Here is an 18,727-nt window from a genome sequence, read left to right on the forward strand (position 1 = left end):
CCGGCCAGGTGGTGCGGTGCGCGAGGTCCGCAAATTTCCGCAGGAACCCGCAAGAACACGGGGCAACACGCGCGATCGCCCAAGAAAAAACCCCAACTCAGACGAGTTGGGGTTTTGGTATTGGTGGAGCTGGCGGGAATTGAACCCGCGTCCACAAGCCATTTTCGTACAGTTCTACATGTGTAGTCGTCTGATTTGAGTCTCGTCAAACCAATCGCGCAGCGACACGCTATTGATCCAACCAGCATCCTATTTTCTCGCGCCACACCAAGATGCCCGATGTGACGCCAGCCCATATGTTTTCCCTTGCAGCCTGGAAGCTTTAGGTTTTAACGCCTATTGCCCCCTTGCCCAGCCTATCGGCCAACTGTTGCAAGGCTCACCGGATTAAGCGGCGAGTGCGAAACGTTCGTCGTTTGCAGTTAGTTTTTTTTCTGCTGTTTTACGAGGATCAGAACCTCGACATGCCCTGCCACGCGTCCGAACCCATGTCGAAACCAGTGCAGCCCCAAGCCTCGTATTTTAGGCCGGTTCTGCAAATTGCAAGGGGTCATTTGCGCGCAATACGCGCTTATTTGCGCAATGCCTCTAAAACAGCCCGTTCTGAGGGGGTGGTTCTGCCCGTATCGTGAATCAATGCTTCAGCTTCTTGAAAGTCGTCGCTTTGCACCAGGCTGCGCAGGGAACTGACCTCCTGGCGATATTTTTCAAGTAATTGCTGGGCATTCAGGTGCCCCAAGCCCAGATGGCCTTTGACGGTCATTTCATGCTTCACCCGCTCCATGATGCGGTTCACGTCTTGCTCGGTGAGGTGCAAACGTTCGGCTTCGGCATTGAGGGCGTTGCGATCAGTGTGGGAGATTTGGCCACGGGCCAAGACGTCGCGAAACTCGTTTTCGAAAGTTTCACGGTCAATGCGCAATTGGTCGGTGAAGGCTGACGCCATCAAGCCAGCTGGAATGGCAAAGATGCCAATGCCAATGAGGCTGATGATCACGGTCATGGCGCGGCCCAAAGGGGTAATGGGCGAAATGTCGCCATATCCCACACTGGCCAGGGTGATCACGGCCCAGTACATGGCATCGGGAATGGTGTTGAATTTGTCGGGCTGCGCGTCGTGTTCCAACTCATAGCCCAAGCTGGCTGTAAGCACCACCAGCAGCAGCATCATGAACGCAGAAGCAAACAGCACGCGTTTCTCGCGCTGAATGGCTTTGAGCAAGGTGTTCAAGGTCCCGGTGTAGCGCGTGACTTTGAGCAAGCGCGTTAACCTGAAAATTCGCAAGAAGCGGGTGTCCATGAACTGGTTGAGCAAGAGGCCCAAAAAGTAGGGCAGGATGGACACCAGGTCAATGAGTGCGGGAATGCTCACCAGGTATTTGAGTCGACCTTTGACAGGATGGCTGTAATGCGGCGATTCGCAGCTTGCGTAAGCCCTGGCCAAGTACTCGACCGCAAACAAGGAGAAGGTGGCAATTTCCAAGACTTCAAATTCGTATTTGAAAATGGCATGGATGCCGGGCACCGTTTCCAACACAATGCACACCACCGAGACCAGTACGGACCAAATGATCAGTTGGTCAATGTAGCGGTGCAGGGGCCCTGAGTAAGGCGTTGCATGGAGCAGCGCGTAAACCTTTTGACGAAACGTACGGTCTTTGTTTTTGCGAACAAAAAATTTGATGGCCGACACCAAGGCGCCCACCACGTTGATTTTGCGAAAGAAGACCCGCATCAGGTCAGGCTTTCAATGCGGCCAAATCGCACCATGGTGTTGCCCACCGCAAAGCGTTTGCTGCGTGTGGGCATGACCAACACGGCGTTGTCGTAGGGTGTGCGCAGGGTGTGACCGGCGTCTTCGGCCAATGCTTTGCCAGCTTGTTCAATCACTTCCAAGCCGTTGTAGACGTCCAGCCATTCGAAGTCGAGCGACTTGGCGGCATAGCCCTCGGTCACTTGCACCACTTTTTGTTCAACGGGCGGTAAGCTGCAACGCGCATCAACCCATTGCGCATCTGCAACGCCAGTGACTTTCAAAAACTTCAGCGTGGTTTCGCGGGCAATTTGTTCGCAGGCTTTTTCCCAATGCTGGCCAGCTTCTAGCAAGATGGCCGTGTTGTGTTTGTGGGGGTCACCAAAGGCTGCGCGCTCAATCATCCGCAGGCCATTGGCGTGGCCGGTGTCCATCATCAGCCATTCGGGCAAGCCAATCTTGGCAGAGAGATTGACTGATTTTTGCCCACCTTGGGGACGGACGCCACATACCATCAAGGGTGCACTGGGCGCGCTCATGGAATGCAAGTCGAGCAGGTAGTCGGCGGTGTCGATGTAGGCCACCAGTTCGCGCGCGCGTCGCAACTCCACGCTGTCACGGGGGCCATTGAGCACCTCGTCAGACCAGACGCGGTTGAAATCTTCTTCGACGTAGCGGTTGCCATCGGGGTTTTGCGGATCCCACATGGCATAAGCCGCTACGTTGGCAAAGATGAAGGACACCACACCGCTCGTGGGCTGAAATTTTTGTTTGAACAAATAGTCGAGGGTGATGGCGCCACTCAACTCGTTGCCGTGCGTAAGGGCCTGGACAATCACGTGCGGGCCAGGTTTGCCAGAGTCGAGGCGGGTGACGTAGTCAATGCCCACATTGCTTTGGCGGTAAGCGCTGATGTCGGGTGCGGTCAGCTCAACTTTGAGTGAGGGTGGCGAGAGGGTCATGGTGCGATCACTTTGCAGCTTTGGATTTGGCGAACTGCGCCAACACAGCGGTCAGTTGTTGAAGGTCTTGCGCCAACTTGTCGTAGCTGGCACCTTTGCCGCGTCCGGTGGCATCGGTGTACAAGCGTTTGTTCAGCTCAACTTGCAGGCTGTGTTTGCCTTGTGCTGGATTGGAAAACGCGCGCACCAGTTCAACGCCTTTGAAGGGGTCGTTGATCTTCACCTCATAACCGCAGCCTTGCATGAAATCTTTCACCAAGTGGGTGAACTCGGCATCGCAGGTGGTGCCATCGCGATCGCCCAGCACCACGTCTGCGCGGGCAATGCCCGCACCGCCTTCACCCATCTTGCCGCTCACAGCATTCATGGAATGGCAGTTGATGTGATAGCAAACGCCAAAGGCCTGGTGGTGCGCATCTATCAGCTTTTGCAGTTGCGCTTGGTAGGGCAGGGCATAGCGTTGAATGCGTTGTTGCACTTCATCAATGCTCAGTTTGCGATCGTAGATGGGGCGGCCATCGTCCAAGGTGCGCCAAATCAGTGACTTGCCAATGCTGGCTTTGCCACTGGGCACATAGGTGTGGGGCCATTCGCCGTCGATCATCGACAGGTCGACATCGCCCACATGGCGATTGGGGTCGATGTAGGTGCGGGCAAATTCGGCCAACAACAAATGAGCACCGTGCTGGGGAGCGTGTGACCACAACGCATCGATGAACACGTCTTCGCCATCACGCAAGTCATCGAGTGGCAAGCAGGCATTGAAGTCTTGTGGAAAGGTGGGGCTGGAATGCGGTGAGTCCATCACCAAGGGCACAGCTTGCTGCGCCAAGAAAAGGCTGTAGGCCTCGGTTTGGATGGGTGCTGACATGATGCTCCTTGAAGACCCCTGTGGATTGGGGTTCATTCTAGAGCCATGTCAGGGGTTCAAATCAGTGGCCGCCTGCCGGTTTGGCGTCTTTCTTGGCATCGCCTTTGCCGTCACCTTTGCCATCACCTGCTTTGGCTGCGCCGCCTTCTTGTACCCTGACCACTTTGCATTTCTTTTGGGCAGGCTCTTTGGAGGTCGCTGGCAAGTCTTCGCAAATTTTTTCAACCTTGTAGGCCCAAGCAGAGGGCATGGCCCATAGGCTGGCGCTCAGCGCCAACACGGCGGTCAAAGATGTGATGCTGAAATTAAACATGGGTAGCCATTAAGATGCGCATTGAAACAAGGGCCATTGTCGGCTTTAATCAGACCCAAATTATCTGAAAGAAGAATCAATTGTCAAATATGATCCGTTGGCCTTTGACTGCCCTAGGGGTTTGGGGCGCTGCTTGGTATGTGTTCATCTTCTTGGTGGAACAAGGCATGCATTCCTCGGTGGCCATGTTGTTTTCCACCTTCGTGGGCGTCTCGGCGGCTGCCATGGGCTGGCACCGGGGTATGTCGCAAGCGCGCTCGGCGGCACTGGCCATGGGTTTTCCGGTGTCGTTTTGGTTGTTGGGGACAGCCAGCATTCCCGCATGGGTTTGGTTGCTGCCCCTGGTGATGATTGTTTGGATTTACCCCATGCGTGCGTGGCGTGACGCCCCTGTGTTTCCAACGCCGCTGAACGCCCTGCGCGATGTGCCGCGCTATGCCATCTTGCCTGCGCAAGCCAAAATATTGGATGCCGGTTGTGGTGCTGGCGATGGCCTTAAGGCCTTGCGTTTGGCCTACGTGAATGCACAGTGGATTGGCATTGAGTTCAGCCGTCCATTAAGCTGGTTGGCCAAGTTCAGATGTCCATGGGCCGAAGTGCGGTGTGGCGACATTTGGCAAGACCATTGGGGTGCTTACGACATGGTCTATTTGTTTCAACGTCCCGAAACCATGCCGCGCGCCGTTGAGAAAGCCAAGGCAGAAATGAAGCCTGGCGCGTGGCTGGTGAGCTTGGAATTTGAAGCGGCCGAACTCAAGCACACGGCCAAAACAGAGGCCAGTCCTGGCCGGCCTGTGTGGCTGTACCAAGCGCCTTTTACGGGTCAATCCCAAGAGACAAGATAGGCTTTGCGCCTATCATCTTCGAATCTAATTCATTCGGAGATTTTTCATGCTCAAACCCGGCCTCATCATGGACCGTCCGTTGCTCTTGTCTGGCATTCTGGAGCATGCTGCGGCGCAGTTTGGGGGGCAAGAGGTGGTCTCGCGTGAAACGCATGGCCCGCTGTTTCGCTACACCTATGCAGAGTGCGCCAAGCGTTCACGCAAGTTGGCCAATGCCCTCAAAGGTTTGAATTTGAAAGAGGGCAGTGTGGTGGGCTCCATCGCATGGAACAACCACCGCCATCTGGAAGCGTATTACGCCGTGTCGGGCAGTGGCATGGTGATGCACACCTGCAACCCACGCCTTCATCCACAGCAACTCATTTACATCATCAACCACGCCGAAGACGAAGTGGTGTTGTTTGACACGACTTTCGCACCTCTGATCAAAGGTATTGCAGCACATTGTCCCAACGTGCGTGCTTGGGTTTGCCTCACCGAGCGTGCGCACATGCCTGAAATTGAAGGCGTGGCCAATGTGCTCTGCTATGACGAACTGATTGCACCTGCCAGCGATGTGTTTGTTTGGCCTGAGTTTGATGAGCGCACGGGTGCCGCAATTTGCTACACCTCTGGTACCACGGGCAATCCCAAAGGAGCCATGTATTCCCACCGTGCCATTGTGATCAATGCCATTTCCGATTGCTTGCCCAGCATTTTGAATTTGTCGCCAGACGAGGCCATTCTGCCAGTGGTTCCCATGTTCCATATCAACGCGTGGTGCATTCCTTATGCAGCGCCTGTTGCTGGCGCCAAGCTGGTGTTGCCCGGCCCCAAGTTGGACGGCGCCAGTTTGTACGAACTGATGGAATCCGAAAAAGTCACCATCAGCGCAGGCGTACCCACCATTTGGATGGCGCTCATTCAGCACGTGGAACAAAACAAGTTGCGCTTCAGCACCATGAAACGCACCGCAGTAGGCGGCTCCGCCATGCCCATTGCCCTTATAGCTAAATTCAACGACGACTACGGCGTTGAAGTTCGACATGGCTGGGGTATGACTGAAACCACTGCTGTGGCCACCATGAGCAGCATGACGCCAGAACAAAAGGCCATGCCCGCAGCCGATCGCCATGCTTTGGTAGGCAAACAAGGCCGCTCGGTTTTTGGTGTCGACATCAAGGTGGTGGACGAAGAGGGCAACACGCTGCCACGTGATGGCACATCACAAGGCGAGTTGATGGTGCGCGGTCAGTGGATCATTTCGGGCTACTACAAAGGCGAAAAATCACCCTTGGTGGACGGTTGGTTCCCCACAGGCGACATCGCCACCATTGATGCGCAAGGCATCATGCAAATTCGCGATCGCACCAAAGACGTCATCAAAACGGGTGGCGAATGGATCAGCTCCATTGATTTAGAAAATGCTGCCATAGCGCATCCTGCTGTGGCCATGGCCGCTGTCATTGGCGTGAAGCATCCCAAGTGGGACGAGCGTCCCTTGATGTTTGTGGTGCGCAAGCCAGGTCAGAGCGTTGAGAAAGAAGAGATCTTGGCTTTCTTGGAAACCAAAGTGGCCAAGTGGTGGGTGCCCGATGACGTGATCTTTTTAGAGTCCCTGCCTGTCGGTGGTACCGGTAAAGTTCAAAAGGGTGACCTCCGCAAAACTTATGGCGGTGTGTTCAGCTAACGGAAGACATCAATGATGCGTTACCGCCAGCTGCTGTGGTGTTGACGCTGATAGAGCGCTCTTGAACCAAGCGTGAAAGTGGGAGGTCTAGCGTGCCAGGTTGAAGCCCAATCAGGCTGGCCAAAGGACCTTCTCTTTGAGACAAAAACTGAGAAAAATTTAAAATTTCCTCGGTTGAGCCATGCATCAAAACTGTTTGAGTCTTGGGAAGTTGATCTCTGGTTGTGAAGCTGATAATGTCTTGCACAGCCATGGGCAATGTGGAAACGAAGGATTGCAACGCCTTCAAAACAATTGCCTTAGAACCTACGGCAGCCACCGCCGCCAGTTGAATAAGTAAATCGTCTTCCCAGGATGCCTGAGTGCCTATGCTGCAAAGAACATGAGGCCTTGCATTGACAAAATACTGGTTAATTTCACCCGTAGGCCCTTTCATCTCGGCGATAAGCCCCGCAGGGTTGCATGCTGAAAATCGCGCGCACATTTGTGCAAGTTGTGTGCGGTGATTTGAAATTGCCCAGTTGTAAAGTGCTTCTAGCGCTTTTGTTGTAGGGGGGAGGGTGCTTCCCCCCACGCGTTGAACACTGCGCAATGCCGCATCATCAGGACATGCCGACAACAGACGCAACAAATACAAAGGACCGCCAGCTTTGGGGCCTGTACCCGATAAGCCATCGCCACCAAAAGCTTGAACGCCGACGACGGCTCCCACCATGTTTCGGTTGACATACACATTGCCCGCATGAACAGTTTGGGTCATTTTTTGAATTGCTTCATCGATGCGAGAGTGCACGCCAAAAGTCAGGGCATAGCCAGTTGCGTTGATGTCGAGTAGCAGTTGATCGAGGTCAGTTCGTGCGTAGCGCAGCACATGCAAGACAGGACCAAAAATTTCATTGGGTGCATCTTGGATGCTTTCGATCTCGATGATGGTGGGGGCAACATAGGTGCCAGTCAGATCACTCCCATTTCGATGCTGAAGACGGTGTACGCGTCTACCCATGCCTTCAAGTTCTCTGACGTGTGACTCAATTTTTTCAAGAGCTTTGAGGTCGATGACAGGTCCCACGTCGGTTTCCAGTGTTGCTGGATTACCCATAGTCAGCTCCGCCATGCCGCCTTTGAGCATTTCAATGGCTGGGTCTGCCACTTCATCTTGAATGCACAAAATTCGAAGGGCAGAGCAGCGTTGTCCGGCTGCCTCAAAGGCAGAGGTCAAGGCGTCACCAATCACTTGCTCGAGCAAGGCGGATGAGTCAACCACCATACAGTTGAGCCCCCCTGTTTCTGCGATCAAAGGTACGACCTGGCCGTGTCGGTTCATCCGTTTTGATAAAACTTGATTCAGTTTCTGAGCAGTCTGAGTGGAGCCTGTAAACAAGACGCCTTGCACCCGAGAATCGCTCACCAAAGCATTTCCTACAGACAAGCCAGTGCCAGGCAAAAGTTGCAGTGCAGACCGAGGTACACCTGCCTGCCACATCAATTGAACCGCTAAGGCTGCAATGCCTGAGGTTTGCTCTGCGGGTTTGGCAAGAACGGTGTTGCCTGCAGCAAGTGCTGACGAGATTTGTCCTATGAAGATGGCCAATGGGAAATTCCAAGGGCTGATACAAACGACTGGCCCTAAGGGATGGTGTGTTGCGTTGCTGAATTCTTGGCGTATTTGCAAAGCGTAGTAACGCAAGAAATCAACTGACTCGCGTATTTCAGCCACAGCATGTGCCCATGTTTTGCCTGCTTCGTGAATCAGCAAATGAAGACACTGCAAGGATTCACTTTCTAGCAGTGCAGCCGATTGCTCTAAGGCCTCTGCTCTTTCGTGCGGCAATGTTTGAGCCCAGGTTGATGCAAATGCATCAGCTTCTTGGAGGGCTGTTTCAATGTCGCGGGAGCTCGCATGTTGCAAGCTTCCAAGAATGTGTGAATGCTTGGCGGGATTGACCACCGTGTCTATTTGTGCGCCTTCAACCGTACCAGCCAGCAACGGCTTGACTTGGATTTGAAGTGGTGTGTTTTCAATGTAGTGTTGGATGCGTGCCAGTGTAGGTCCGTGGTTGAGATCCCATCCGTTGGAATTTAAGCGCTCTGTGCCATACAAGTTCTTCGGCATGGGTATGTGTGCATTCGGTTGTCCTGGTGCGACATGGAGGCGATTCGCTTCGTTTTCTGTCAAAACAACAGGGTCTTGTACCAGTGACTCAATGGACACGGATGCATCGGCCATGCGATTGACGAAAGAACTGTTGGCGCCGTTTTCTAGCAGTCTTCGCACCAGGTATGCAAGCAAAGTTTCATGCGTGCCGACAGGCGCGTAAATGCGGCAAGGTCGATTCAATTGCGCAGGCCCGACCACCTGCAAATACAGGGGTTCTCCCATGCCGTGCAAGCATTGAAACTCATATTGACCGATTTGGTACTTGCCACAAACATCTTCGGCAATGCTCACAATGCTAGCGACGGTATGTGCGTTGTGTGTCGCGAACTGAGGAAAGACTTTATCAATGGCACCTAACAATTTTTTGGCGCATGCCAAATAGGAAACATCAGTGTGATGTTTTTGTGTAAAAACTGGGTAGTCGATTTGGCCTTCAACTTGTGCGCGTTTGATCTCGCTGTCCCAATACGCACCTTTGACCAAACGGATCATCAAGCGGTGATTGGCGCGTTGGGCCAAATCAATCAGGTAATCAATGACAAAGGGGCAACGTTTTTGATAAGCCTGAATCACAAAACCCATGCCATCCCAGCCAGATAGCTCTGGGGCGAAACATAAAGCTTCAAGAATGTCCAAGGAAATGTCCAGTCGCTCGCTTTCCTCAGCATCTATGTTCAGGCCCATGTTGTATTGCTTAGCCAACTGCGCTAACTTCAAAACCTGTGGAATGAGTTCGGTTTTGACGCGTTGAACTTGAGCGCGGCAGTAACGTGGATGCAGCGCAGACAATTTGATAGAAATTCCCGCGCCGTCTTGCACGCCTTTTCCCTGGGCAGACTGGCCAATGGCATGAATGGCCTCTTCGTATGCATTGAAATAACGCTGTGCATCCTGGCGCGTCATGGCTGCCTCGCCTAGCATGTCGTAAGAGTATCTAAAGCCTTTTGCTTCCATGCTTTGAGAACGGCTCAATGCTTCATGAATGGTTTGCCCCGTTACAAATTGTTCACCTAACATTTGCATGGCAAATTGCATGCCTTTTCGAATCAAAGGCTCACCCTGTTTGCCGATCAAGCGTGTCAAGGCTGACATGAGTTCGTGCTCATCATGGCTTGACATCAACTTGCCGGTTAAAACCAGACCCCACGATGCGGCGTTTACAAACAAGGAGTCAGATTGCCCCGCATGGTGCATCCAATTTCCATCTTTGACTTTGTCTCTGATGAGCGCATCTCTCGTTGCCGCATCGGGGATGCGCAGTAATGCTTCGGCCAAACACATCAGTGCGATGCCTTCATTGCTCGACAAGGCATATTCCTGCATCAAACTTTGAACGCGACCCGCACGACCTGTGCGTCTTGACCCATCTCGCATTCCCTGAATGAGTTTCTTGGCAAGCGTGTCTGTTTGCGTCGCGACAGACTTGCTTTGACGCGCTTGGCTCAGCAACGCTTGCACCGCAACGGGTTCAGGTCGTCGAATGGCTTGCGTGATGGCTTGGCGTAATGGCGTGCTGTGGTCCATAGGGTCTCCTTGAATCAGCGCATTTGCTGATATTTGAATACCTATGATCCATGTTTTTTATAGTATATTTCTCTAAATAAATGATTTAAAACTGGATAATATTTTGTATGAAAGATATTTCAGAAAGTATTGATCGGATTGACTTGCGCATATTGGACTGCATGCAAAAGAATGGCCGCATCAGCAATCTCAAGTTGGCAGAAGCGGTGGCCCTCTCACCCACGGCGGTATTAGCGCGTGTGCAACGACTCACCAAAGAGGGTTACATCTTGGGCTATGAAGCTCGCCTCAATCCATTGAAATTGGGCGCGGGGATGTTGGTGTTTGTCGAAGTTTTACTGGACCGAACCAACCACAATGTGTTCGAGCAATTCAAGGCTGCGGTTCAGGTCCGTGATGAAATTATGGAGTGCCACATGGTGGCGGGTGGCTTTGATTACCTGTTGAAAACTCGAACAGCCAATATGAACAGCTACCGTGAATTCGCCGGAAGTGTTTTGTGGCAATTGCCCGGCGTCAGAGAGACGAGAACCTATGCGGTGATGGAGGAAGTCAAAAACAGTTCGGCAATTCCATTGTTGAGCTAGTCAACTCGAACGATGAGTTTCCCAAGCCAATACAAATTGCCGCTGCGCCACAGTCTCTGGCGTATGCGGCTCTTCTAGGCGTTTGTCCACGGCTTGCCACTTTTGCAGCAGCAAGTCCAACGCGGCCTGTCCGTTCAGGCCTTGGTTCACAAGCCATGCGGCCGCCACCGTGCCCGTTCTACCAATGCCTGCACGGCAATGCACATAGACCTTGCCACCTTGTGCCAAAGCTTCGTCCATGCTGCGCAAGATGACTTGCATTTGCGCTGTGCTGGGCACACCAAAGTCAGTGATGGGGTGGTTGATGCGCACAGCACCGCCCAAGGGTTGGTAAGGCTTTAAAGGATCGTTGGAAGAGGTCAGGTCAATGAAATGCGTGATGCCCATTTTCGCCAACAACTGCAAACGCTCGGGCAACAGGGCCTCACCCTCTTTGCCAGGATGCTCGCCCGCCAACACATGCCCAGCCCACAGCCAATAGGTATTGCCGTGAGGGCGGGGAAGTGCATCGCCGCGCGGGTCTAAAAAAGAAAGCCCGCCGGCAGGGCCGACGGGCTTTGAGATGACAGACATCAGTGCGCCAGAATTTTGGACAAGAAGTCTTGCGTGCGTTCGTTCTTTGGATTGGCAAAGAACTCGGTCGCTGTGTTTTGTTCCACGATTTGACCTTGGTCCATGAAGATCACGCGGTCGGCCACGGAGCGGGCAAAGCCCATCTCGTGCGTGACGCAAATCATGGTGATGCCTTGGTTGGCCAACTCCACCATCACGTCCAATACTTCGTTGATCATCTCGGGGTCGAGCGCCGAAGTGGGCTCATCAAACAACATGATTTTGGGTGTGAGGCACAAGGAGCGTGCAATGGCCACGCGCTGCTGTTGACCGCCTGACAATTGCAAGGGGTATTTGTTGGCTTGTTCAGCAATGCGCACGCGCTTGAGCTGTTGCATAGCGCGCTCTTCGGCTTCGGCCTTGGGCACATTGCCCACCCACATGGGGGCCAGCGTGAGGTTTTCCAGCACCGTGAGGTGAGGGAACAAATTGAACTGCTGGAACACCATGCCCACTTGGCGGCGCACCGCTTCAATGGACTTGACGTCATCGGTCAGTTCGGTGCCATCTACCTTCAGGGTGCCGGCTTGATGCACTTCCAAACGGTTGATGCAGCGGATCAAGGTACTTTTGCCAGAGCCTGATGGACCGCACACCACAATGCGCTCGCCTTTGGCCACCGACAAGTCAATGTCACGCAACACGTGGAACTCGCCGTACCACTTGTTGACTTTAGAAAATTCGATGATGGGACTTGAGGTACTCACTTCACTGTCTCCGTGTTCCAGTATTCAGATGGGATTCCAGCCATTGGCTGTAGCGTGACATCGCAAAGCATGCGATGAAGTAAATGGCGGCCACAAACAATTGGCCTTCAATGAAGAACTTGCGCCAGTCGGCATCGCCCAGCGCCAATTGCACCGCACCGGTGAGGTCGTACAGACTCACAATGGTCACCAAGGACGTGTCCTTGAAGGCACCAATGAAGGTGTTCACAATGGCAGGCACTACCAAGCGCAAGGCTTGTGGCAACACAATCATGCGTTGAATTTGCCAGTAGCTCAGACCCAATGAATGCGCCGCTTCAACTTGACCTTTGGGCAAAGCTTGCAAGCCGCCGCGAATCACTTCAGCCAAGTAGGCCGCCGTGAACAAAGTCATGCCTACCAACACGCGCACCAGCACATCAATCTTGGTGCCCTGGGGCATGAAGAGTGGCAAGATGAACGAGGCCATGAACAGTACGGAGATGAGTGGCACACCGCGCACAAACTCGACAAACACCACACACAAAGTGCGAATGGCAGGCAAGTCGGATTGACGTCCCAGGGCCAGCAAAATGGCCAAGGGGAAGGCCACCACCAAGCTCACACTGGCCAGCAGCAAGGTGAGGGGCAAGCCACCCCAACGCGCTGTTTCAACGTTGGTGAGGCCAGCAAAGCCGCCGTACATCAAGGCGAAGAAGAAGGCGTACACCACCACCCAAGCCACGGCCAATGCGGGGCGCCAAAAGGTGCGCAAGCAAGACACGATCAGCAGGGCCACCAAGACAGCGCTGGCCACCAAGGGACGCCATTGCTCTTCAAAGGGGTAGCGACCAAACAAGATGAGTCGGCCTTTTTCAGCCACCACACCCCAGCAGGCACCCAAGCCATGTGCTGCACGGCAAGCCGCGTTGTCGGCATCGGGAATGGCGTACCAAATGGTCCAGTTGAAGATGGGTGGAATGGCCCACACCAAAAGGCCCAAGAACACCACGGTGAGCAAGCTGTTGACTGGGCCGTCAAAGAAGCCGCGCTGAATCCATGCCCAAGCACCCGATTCATTGACGGGGGGGCGGCGTGCTTCGATGGGTTCGAAATGTTGTTGATAACCGGTGGTTTGCATCATCGGTCCTTGATTCGCACACGGCGGTTGTAAATGTTCATGAGTGCGGAGGTCAGCAAGCTCAAGCTTAAATAAATGAGCATGACCAACGCAATGCATTCAATGGCACGACCTGTTTGGTTCAGGGCGGTTGAACTGATGGACACCAAGTCGGGGTAGCCTACAGCCACAGCCAACGAAGAATTTTTGATCAGGTTGAGGTACTGGCTGGTGAGTGGCGGAATGATCACGCGCATGGCCTGTGGCAATTGAATGAGGCGCAACTCTTGTGTGCGCTTCAAACCCAAAGCCACAGCGGCTTCGTGTTGACCAAACGACACCGACTGAATGCCAGCGCGCACCACTTCGGCAATGTAGCCCGAAGTGTAAACAGTGAGGCCGATCAACAAGGTGAGGTATTCGGGGGTGACGGAGCCGCCGCCCACCACGTTGATCTCGGTCACTTCAGGGATGTCGATTTCACTTGGCGCGCCGCCGATCAGCCAGCCAATTACGCCAAACAACACAAACAAACCCAATCCAGGCAGGAAAGAGGGCTTGGTGTAGCCGGTGGCTTCAAAGTGCTGCTTGACGTGACGAGACCAGAATTTCCAAGCACCGATGCCCACGCACAAACCAATGAGCGTGCCCCAGTGTCCGGGTTCCCAAACGGGCAAGGGGTATTGCAAACCGTTCTTGCTGAAGAACACGCCTGCCAAAGGCTTCAGCGGTGATTCAATGGGCGGCAACAACTCGGTCATGGCAAAGTACCACATGAAGAGTTGCAGCAGCAGCGGAATGTTGCGGGTGACTTCGACGTAGCTGGCGCACAAGGATTTGACCAAGGTGTTTTTGGTCAAGCGGCCAATGCCAATCAGGGTGCCCAGAAGGGTGGCCAAAACAAGGCCAACCAAGGCCACACGCAAAGTGTTGGTGAGGCCAATGACATAGGCCATCAAATAACTCTGCGAGGAATCGAATTCAATGAGACTTTCGCCAATGCCGAAACCGGCTGGCTGGAGAAAGAAATCAAAACCACTTTGAATGCCCCGTGCGCGCATGTTGGCAAACGTGTTGGACATCAAGTAGCCCATGGCCAGAACCAGTACCAAGATCGCCAGGATTTGGTACACCAGTCCGCGGAAGGCTTGGCTGCGCCAAGACCACTGACGTTTGGGAGGAGGAGGGGTGCTCATGAGAATAGACCGGCCCGCACAAGGCGGGCCGGAAGTCTTTGGTTTAAGAAGTTGTCCTCATGGAGGAAAACGCAAAGCCGAAATTAACGTACGGGAGGTGCGTACATCAAGCCGCCTTTGTTCCACTGGTTGTTCAAACCACGTGGCAGTTTCAAAGTGGACTTGGGACCCACATTGCGCTCGAACATTTCGCCGTAGTTGCCGACGGCCTTGATGGCGCGGTAAGCCCAGTCTTTGTCCAAGCCCAACAATTTGCCTGTGTCTTCAGAAGTACCCAGGATACGCTGAACTACGGGGTCTGTGCTGCTGCCTTTGAGCTGGTCAACGTTGGCTTGTGTGATGCCATATTCTTCGGCTTCGATCAAAGCGTATGTCACCCATTTCACAATAGCAAAGAACTCGTCGTCACCACGGCGCACGCTGGGGCCAAGGGGTTCTTTAGAGATCAACTCGGGCAAGATGACGTGGTCATCAGGATTGGTCGCTTCTTTGTTACGCACAGAAGCCAAACCAGAGGCGTCTGTGGTGTAAGCCTGGCAGCGGCCAGCGAAGTAAGCCTTGTTGGTGGCTTCTTGTGTGTCAAACACCACGGGCTTCATGTTGAGCTTCATGACTTTGGAGTAGTCATTCAAGTTCTTCTCTGTGGTGGTACCAGATTGCACGCACACTGTGGCGCCTTTGAGTTTGGTGGCGCTGGTGATTTTGGATTTCTTGGGAACCATGAAGCCTTGGCCGTCATAGTAAGTGGTGCCTGTGAAGTGCAAGCCCAACGAGGCATCGCGGTTCAGGGTCCAAGTGGTGTTGCGTGACAAGATATCAATCTCGCCTGCTTGCAACACGGCAAAACGCTGCGCAGCGTTCAGGGGGGTGTATTTGATTTTGTTGGCGTCGCCCAAAATTGTGGCGGCCACAGCCTTGCAAACGTCGATGTCCAAACCTGACCAAACGCCTTGGCTGTCAGCTGCAGCAAAGCCTGGCAAGCTGGGGTTCACACCGCAATTCAAAGTGCCACGAGCCTTGATGGCATCGATGGTTTTGCCCGCGAATGCGGGGGTTGCCAAAGTGCCGAGCAATGCCAAAGCGGCAGTGGCCAGCAGGGGGCGTTGAATCAATTTGCGAATGGATTTCATGGACTAGCTCCGAAAGTAAGAAAAGCACATTTTGCATGAAAAAATGCTGTAAAAACCGCGGGTAATTGCTGACATGTTTCGTAGAAAATGCTGGCAAGCCCCAAGAATGGGCAGATCCATCAGGCCTGCCCCACGAAAGTGCTGGTCAAGCTGGGCCAATGTGAAGATCTCCCCAAAAAGTAGCAAAAGCGATGGCAAAACACGTTTCTGAAACCCCAGCCACCCAGTGGTTAAAGCAAAAAAAAGTTTCGTACACCGAGCACCCCTACGACTATGTGGACCACGGGGGCACAGCCGAATCGTCCAAACAGTTGGGCGTGCCCGAACACGAGGTCGTCAAAACCTTGGTTATGCAGGATGAAAACGGCAAGGGCTTGGTGGTGTTGATGCATGGCGACTGCAAAACCTCCACCAAAAATCTGGCGCGACAGATTGGCTGCAAATGGGTTGAGCCTTGCAAACCGGATGTCGCTCAGAAAAACTCGGGTTACATGGTGGGCGGTACCTCACCCTTTGGCTTGCGCAAAGACATGCCGGTGTATGTCGAGTCCAGTATTTTGGCTTTACCCAAAATTTGGATCAATGGCGGCCGCAGAGGTTTTTTGGTGGGCCTAGACCCGCAGGTGCTACTGAACGAGTTGGGTGCCAAGCCCGTTGAATGCGCCTTGCCGCAATGAACTTGTCTGGGTATCAGAGGTCTTGAAGTGCAGCGGCAATTTGCGACTCAAACTTTTGCGGGTCGCCCAGTGCTTTGGCATTGAGCAAAGCCAGCTTGACCAAAAAGAGTTCTGACTTGTCAGCGCCTGCTTGATCGATGGCGCTGGCCAATGCGTCGTAGACCTGCTCCAGGCCTGCAATGTCTAATGTCTTGTGTGTGTTCATCAGTTCAACTCAATCCTTAGATAGTTCTTCTACTTAGCGCATGCATGCAACTTCCAAACTTTGCGTCAAGCGCGCTGCGTCCATTTGCAACCATCGCGCGCAAATGTGTTGATCGGGGCGGAACAAATAAGCGCCACCGGCTTGAACGGCATAGCGCTCTTGGAAGCGCATGTGTGGATCGTGCAGTGTGAGATTGGCACCTTCAACTGCATGTGCATGTGTACTGATGGCAATCAACTTGACCGGCAAGCCTTGTGCTTGAAGCGAAGCCACGGCTTGCGCAGTTTCTTTGGGGATGCCTTTAGCATCGGCCACATAGACCAAATCAAAACCGCCACCTAAGTGGTCAAGTAAATAGTTGTCTGTTTGAAGTTGCACATTTTGCGGTGGTGCGCCCAATGCAGGACCACCTGTGAACTGCGCATTGTCGTCGCATGGACTGTTCAGTAGCGAGCGACTGTATTCATGTGGCCGCGAGGTGCGCCAGTGGTACAGCGGTCGCACAAATTCTTGTGTGAGTGACAAAGACAACACGGCATCGCGCAGCAACCTAAAGCCACGGCTAGGCGGCGCCATGAAGCGCGTGCTCTTGCCCGCTTCAGTGATGATTTCACGCGCAGCACCCACACGTTCTGTGCTGTGGTTTTGCATCAATTTTTCGGGTGCATGGCCTTGGAGAACAAATGCCAAATGCCAACCCAAAGACTGCGCATCTTGGAAAGCGGTGTTGGCACCGCGCACACCAAAGATGGGCAGCAAGTGCGCGGCGTCGCCTGTGAACACAATGCGCTGGTGCACGTATTGAGGCAAGGTCAGGGTGCGGGCGGAGTACACCGAGTTCCAGTCCATCTCCCAAGGCGTGCCTTCAAAACCAATCATCTTGAGTTGTGCATCGATGCGCTGTTTCAAAGACTCTGGGCGCAAGGCTTCTTCGGGTGTTTCACCGGGTGGCAGTTGGTAGTCCACACGCCAAATACCGTGCGGCTCGCGGTGCATCAAAATGGTGTTGCCACGGTTCCAATCGGGGTCAAAGAAGGCCAATCGTTCGGTGGGATAAGGCAGGTCAATGCGAATGTCAGCAATCACAAAGATGCTTTCAAACGACGCGCCTTCCAGCTTCAAGTTCATGCTGCTGCGAATTTCCGAGCGACCGCCGTCAGCGGCGACCAGCCATTCTGTCTCTAGGGTGTAGGGGCCTTCGGGTGTGTCGATCTCGGCGCTCACACCCCCTTCAATGTTCTCTGCCTTCACCAGTTTGTTGCCCCAGCGCACATCGATCAACGGATTCGCAGCGCAGGCATCATGCAAGTACTCTTCGAGGTACTGTTGCTGGATGTTGATCATGGGAAAGAAACGATCATCGGGATCGTGCGGTGTTTCCATGCGAAACACTTTTTGCCCACGGTAAATTGAATTGCCGCAGCGCCAGGGCAGGCCGTTTTCCGTCACGCGATGCGCCACGCCCACTTGCTGCAAAATTTCCATCGAACGGCGTGTGAACACAATGGCGCGCGAGCCTTGTGAGAATTGCAATTCGGCGCTGAGCAAGACACAAGGTACGCCGTGCCTGGCCAGCTCAAGGGCTGTCACCATGCCGGCAGGGCCAGCACCCACAATCACCACTTTGTGTTTTGGTTGAGGCGCGTTTTGAGACGCCAACCAAGGCTTGAAGACTTTGTACTGGTAATAGATTGACGGGCGGGGTTGTGTGCTGGGCTGGTGCATAGCGGATGGCTGGTGGCTTGGGCTAATGGGGCTTAGCCCTTGAGCATAACGACATACCAGTAGTGTGTAACGTCCTTCGTCCAATCATCTTCAAATTTGCAATGGGTAAAGTACTTTTCAGCAACAGATTGAAGCTGCAAATGACTTGGAAAATTCTTCAACACCTCGTGCGTACTGCCATCCTTGAGCGGGCGAGTCTGGTAAGTGTTGCCATGTGCATCCGTGCGGGAGATGGGCGTGCTAGAACCCATCACATACTTGTTGTCCAACATGATCAAGCGACCACCTGGTTTGAGACAGGTGCGAACTGAATCAAAGAAGGTGTCCAACTCGTTGTGCAACAGATGTGAATACCAATGCGCAGCAAACACGCAATCCACTGGGGCAGTGATTTGAGGCGCATACGCGTTGAGGGTTTGCGTGGCACTGAGGCCTCGAATATTTTTGTGCCGTACCACTTCAAGTGCGCCCTCATCGGCATCTGTGGCCACCCAAGCGCTGGCATGAGGTGCCAAGCGCTCGGTCCACCAACCCGTGCCGCAAGCCAATTCCAAAACGCTGCAGTGGGCCACATCGGCCTGAAGCTGCGCGATCAATTTTTGTAAATCAGATTGGCGCTCTGGCTTGGCGTAGATGGCCTCGTACTCGCTTAAACGTTTGTTGTAGTAGTCAAGCATGGAAGCCTAGTGGCCTA

General features: G+C 53.6%; 17 protein-coding genes and 1 other RNA gene. 4 read left to right on the forward strand and 14 right to left on the reverse strand.

The features are described from left to right. Positions 1 to 121: 121 nt before the first annotated feature. The 5 genes from ssrA to B9Z46_RS05345 form a co-directional block, all read right to left on the reverse strand. Positions 122 to 510: a transfer-messenger RNA gene (ssrA, locus tag B9Z46_RS05325) on the reverse strand. A 61-nt stretch (positions 511 to 571) separates the two neighbouring features. Next, entirely contained in the window at positions 572 to 1,735 is a 1,164-nt protein-coding gene (locus B9Z46_RS05330) for an ion transporter (protein ID WP_108254893.1), read from the reverse strand. Beyond that, complete coding sequence (locus tag B9Z46_RS05335; RefSeq protein ID WP_108254894.1) at positions 1,735 to 2,715, reverse strand: succinylglutamate desuccinylase/aspartoacylase family protein; 981 nt, start codon at positions 2,713 to 2,715, stop codon at positions 1,735 to 1,737. The genes B9Z46_RS05330 and B9Z46_RS05335 overlap by 1 nt, the downstream gene beginning before the upstream one ends. Before the next feature lie 7 nt (positions 2,716 to 2,722). Continuing rightward, the gene (locus B9Z46_RS05340) at positions 2,723 to 3,586 is read right to left on the reverse strand and encodes an N-formylglutamate amidohydrolase (protein WP_055361491.1); all 864 of its coding nucleotides are present in this window, start codon (positions 3,584 to 3,586) and stop codon (positions 2,723 to 2,725) included. Between the two features lie 61 nt (positions 3,587 to 3,647). Beyond that, complete coding sequence (locus B9Z46_RS05345) at positions 3,648 to 3,899, reverse strand: hypothetical protein (protein WP_055361490.1); 252 nt, start codon at positions 3,897 to 3,899, stop codon at positions 3,648 to 3,650. Positions 3,900 to 3,988: 89 nt separating this feature from the next. On the opposite strand from B9Z46_RS05345, the gene B9Z46_RS05350 reads away from it, so the two are divergent. Continuing rightward, positions 3,989 to 4,744 (forward strand): trans-aconitate 2-methyltransferase, encoded by a 756-nt coding sequence (locus B9Z46_RS05350; RefSeq protein WP_108254896.1) that lies wholly within the window; start codon positions 3,989 to 3,991, stop codon positions 4,742 to 4,744. A 46-nt stretch (positions 4,745 to 4,790) separates the two neighbouring features. Beyond that, on the forward strand, positions 4,791 to 6,413 hold the full coding sequence (locus tag B9Z46_RS05355; RefSeq protein ID WP_055361486.1) for a long-chain-fatty-acid--CoA ligase: 1,623 nt from the start codon (positions 4,791 to 4,793) through the stop codon (positions 6,411 to 6,413). Here the strand turns inward: B9Z46_RS05355 and putA are convergent. Continuing rightward, entirely contained in the window at positions 6,406 to 10,095 is a 3,690-nt protein-coding gene (gene putA, locus B9Z46_RS05360) for a trifunctional transcriptional regulator/proline dehydrogenase/L-glutamate gamma-semialdehyde dehydrogenase (protein ID WP_108254897.1), read from the reverse strand. The two genes, B9Z46_RS05355 and putA, sit on opposite strands and share 8 nt — an antisense overlap. 107 nt (positions 10,096 to 10,202) lie before the next feature. Here putA and B9Z46_RS05365 point away from each other — a divergent pair, with 107 nt between their 5' ends. Next, positions 10,203 to 10,682, forward strand: a complete 480-nt coding sequence (locus B9Z46_RS05365; protein WP_055361481.1) for an Lrp/AsnC ligand binding domain-containing protein — start codon at positions 10,203 to 10,205, stop codon at positions 10,680 to 10,682. On the opposite strand, the gene B9Z46_RS05370 is transcribed toward B9Z46_RS05365, so the two are convergent. The 5 genes from B9Z46_RS05370 to B9Z46_RS05390 all read right to left on the reverse strand — a co-directional run bounded on the left by B9Z46_RS05370 (position 10,683) and on the right by B9Z46_RS05390 (position 15,426). Continuing rightward, positions 10,683 to 11,255, reverse strand: coding sequence for a dual specificity protein phosphatase family protein (locus tag B9Z46_RS05370; protein WP_108254898.1), 573 nt, complete (start codon positions 11,253 to 11,255; stop codon positions 10,683 to 10,685). Further along, positions 11,255 to 12,001: an amino acid ABC transporter ATP-binding protein gene (locus B9Z46_RS05375; RefSeq protein ID WP_108254899.1), complete on the reverse strand. Its 747-nt coding sequence runs from the start codon at positions 11,999 to 12,001 to the stop codon at positions 11,255 to 11,257. The genes B9Z46_RS05370 and B9Z46_RS05375 overlap by 1 nt, the downstream gene beginning before the upstream one ends. Before the next feature lies 1 nt (position 12,002). Then, positions 12,003 to 13,121 (reverse strand): amino acid ABC transporter permease, encoded by a 1,119-nt coding sequence (locus B9Z46_RS05380; protein ID WP_108255713.1) that lies wholly within the window; start codon positions 13,119 to 13,121, stop codon positions 12,003 to 12,005. Beyond that, on the reverse strand, positions 13,121 to 14,296 hold the full coding sequence (locus tag B9Z46_RS05385) for an amino acid ABC transporter permease (RefSeq protein ID WP_108254900.1): 1,176 nt from the start codon (positions 14,294 to 14,296) through the stop codon (positions 13,121 to 13,123). Before B9Z46_RS05385 ends, B9Z46_RS05380 begins: the two co-directional genes overlap by 1 nt. 83 nt (positions 14,297 to 14,379) lie before the next feature. Then, positions 14,380 to 15,426 (reverse strand): amino acid ABC transporter substrate-binding protein, encoded by a 1,047-nt coding sequence (locus B9Z46_RS05390; protein ID WP_055361475.1) that lies wholly within the window; start codon positions 15,424 to 15,426, stop codon positions 14,380 to 14,382. A gap of 191 nt (positions 15,427 to 15,617) precedes the next feature. On the opposite strand from B9Z46_RS05390, the gene B9Z46_RS05395 reads away from it, so the two are divergent. Continuing rightward, complete coding sequence (locus B9Z46_RS05395) at positions 15,618 to 16,103, forward strand: aminoacyl-tRNA deacylase (RefSeq protein WP_055361474.1); 486 nt, start codon at positions 15,618 to 15,620, stop codon at positions 16,101 to 16,103. A 13-nt stretch (positions 16,104 to 16,116) separates the two neighbouring features. Here the strand turns inward: B9Z46_RS05395 and B9Z46_RS05400 are convergent, their stop codons facing one another. From B9Z46_RS05400 to B9Z46_RS05410, 3 genes are read right to left on the reverse strand one after another with little or no spacing between them, the layout of a single operon-like run. Further along, a complete protein-coding gene (locus B9Z46_RS05400) occupies positions 16,117 to 16,308 on the reverse strand; it encodes a DUF2783 domain-containing protein (protein WP_108254901.1) in 192 nt (63 codons plus the stop codon). A gap of 33 nt (positions 16,309 to 16,341) precedes the next feature. Next, positions 16,342 to 18,033, reverse strand: coding sequence for an FAD-dependent monooxygenase (locus B9Z46_RS05405; protein ID WP_108254902.1), 1,692 nt, complete (start codon positions 18,031 to 18,033; stop codon positions 16,342 to 16,344). A gap of 32 nt (positions 18,034 to 18,065) precedes the next feature. Further along, positions 18,066 to 18,710 (reverse strand): class I SAM-dependent methyltransferase, encoded by a 645-nt coding sequence (locus tag B9Z46_RS05410; protein ID WP_108254903.1) that lies wholly within the window; start codon positions 18,708 to 18,710, stop codon positions 18,066 to 18,068. Positions 18,711 to 18,727 lie beyond the last annotated feature (17 nt).

The sequence above is a fragment of the Limnohabitans sp. Hippo4 genome (assembly GCF_003063605.1).
Taxonomy (GTDB): Bacteria; Pseudomonadota; Gammaproteobacteria; order Burkholderiales; family Burkholderiaceae_C; genus Limnohabitans_A.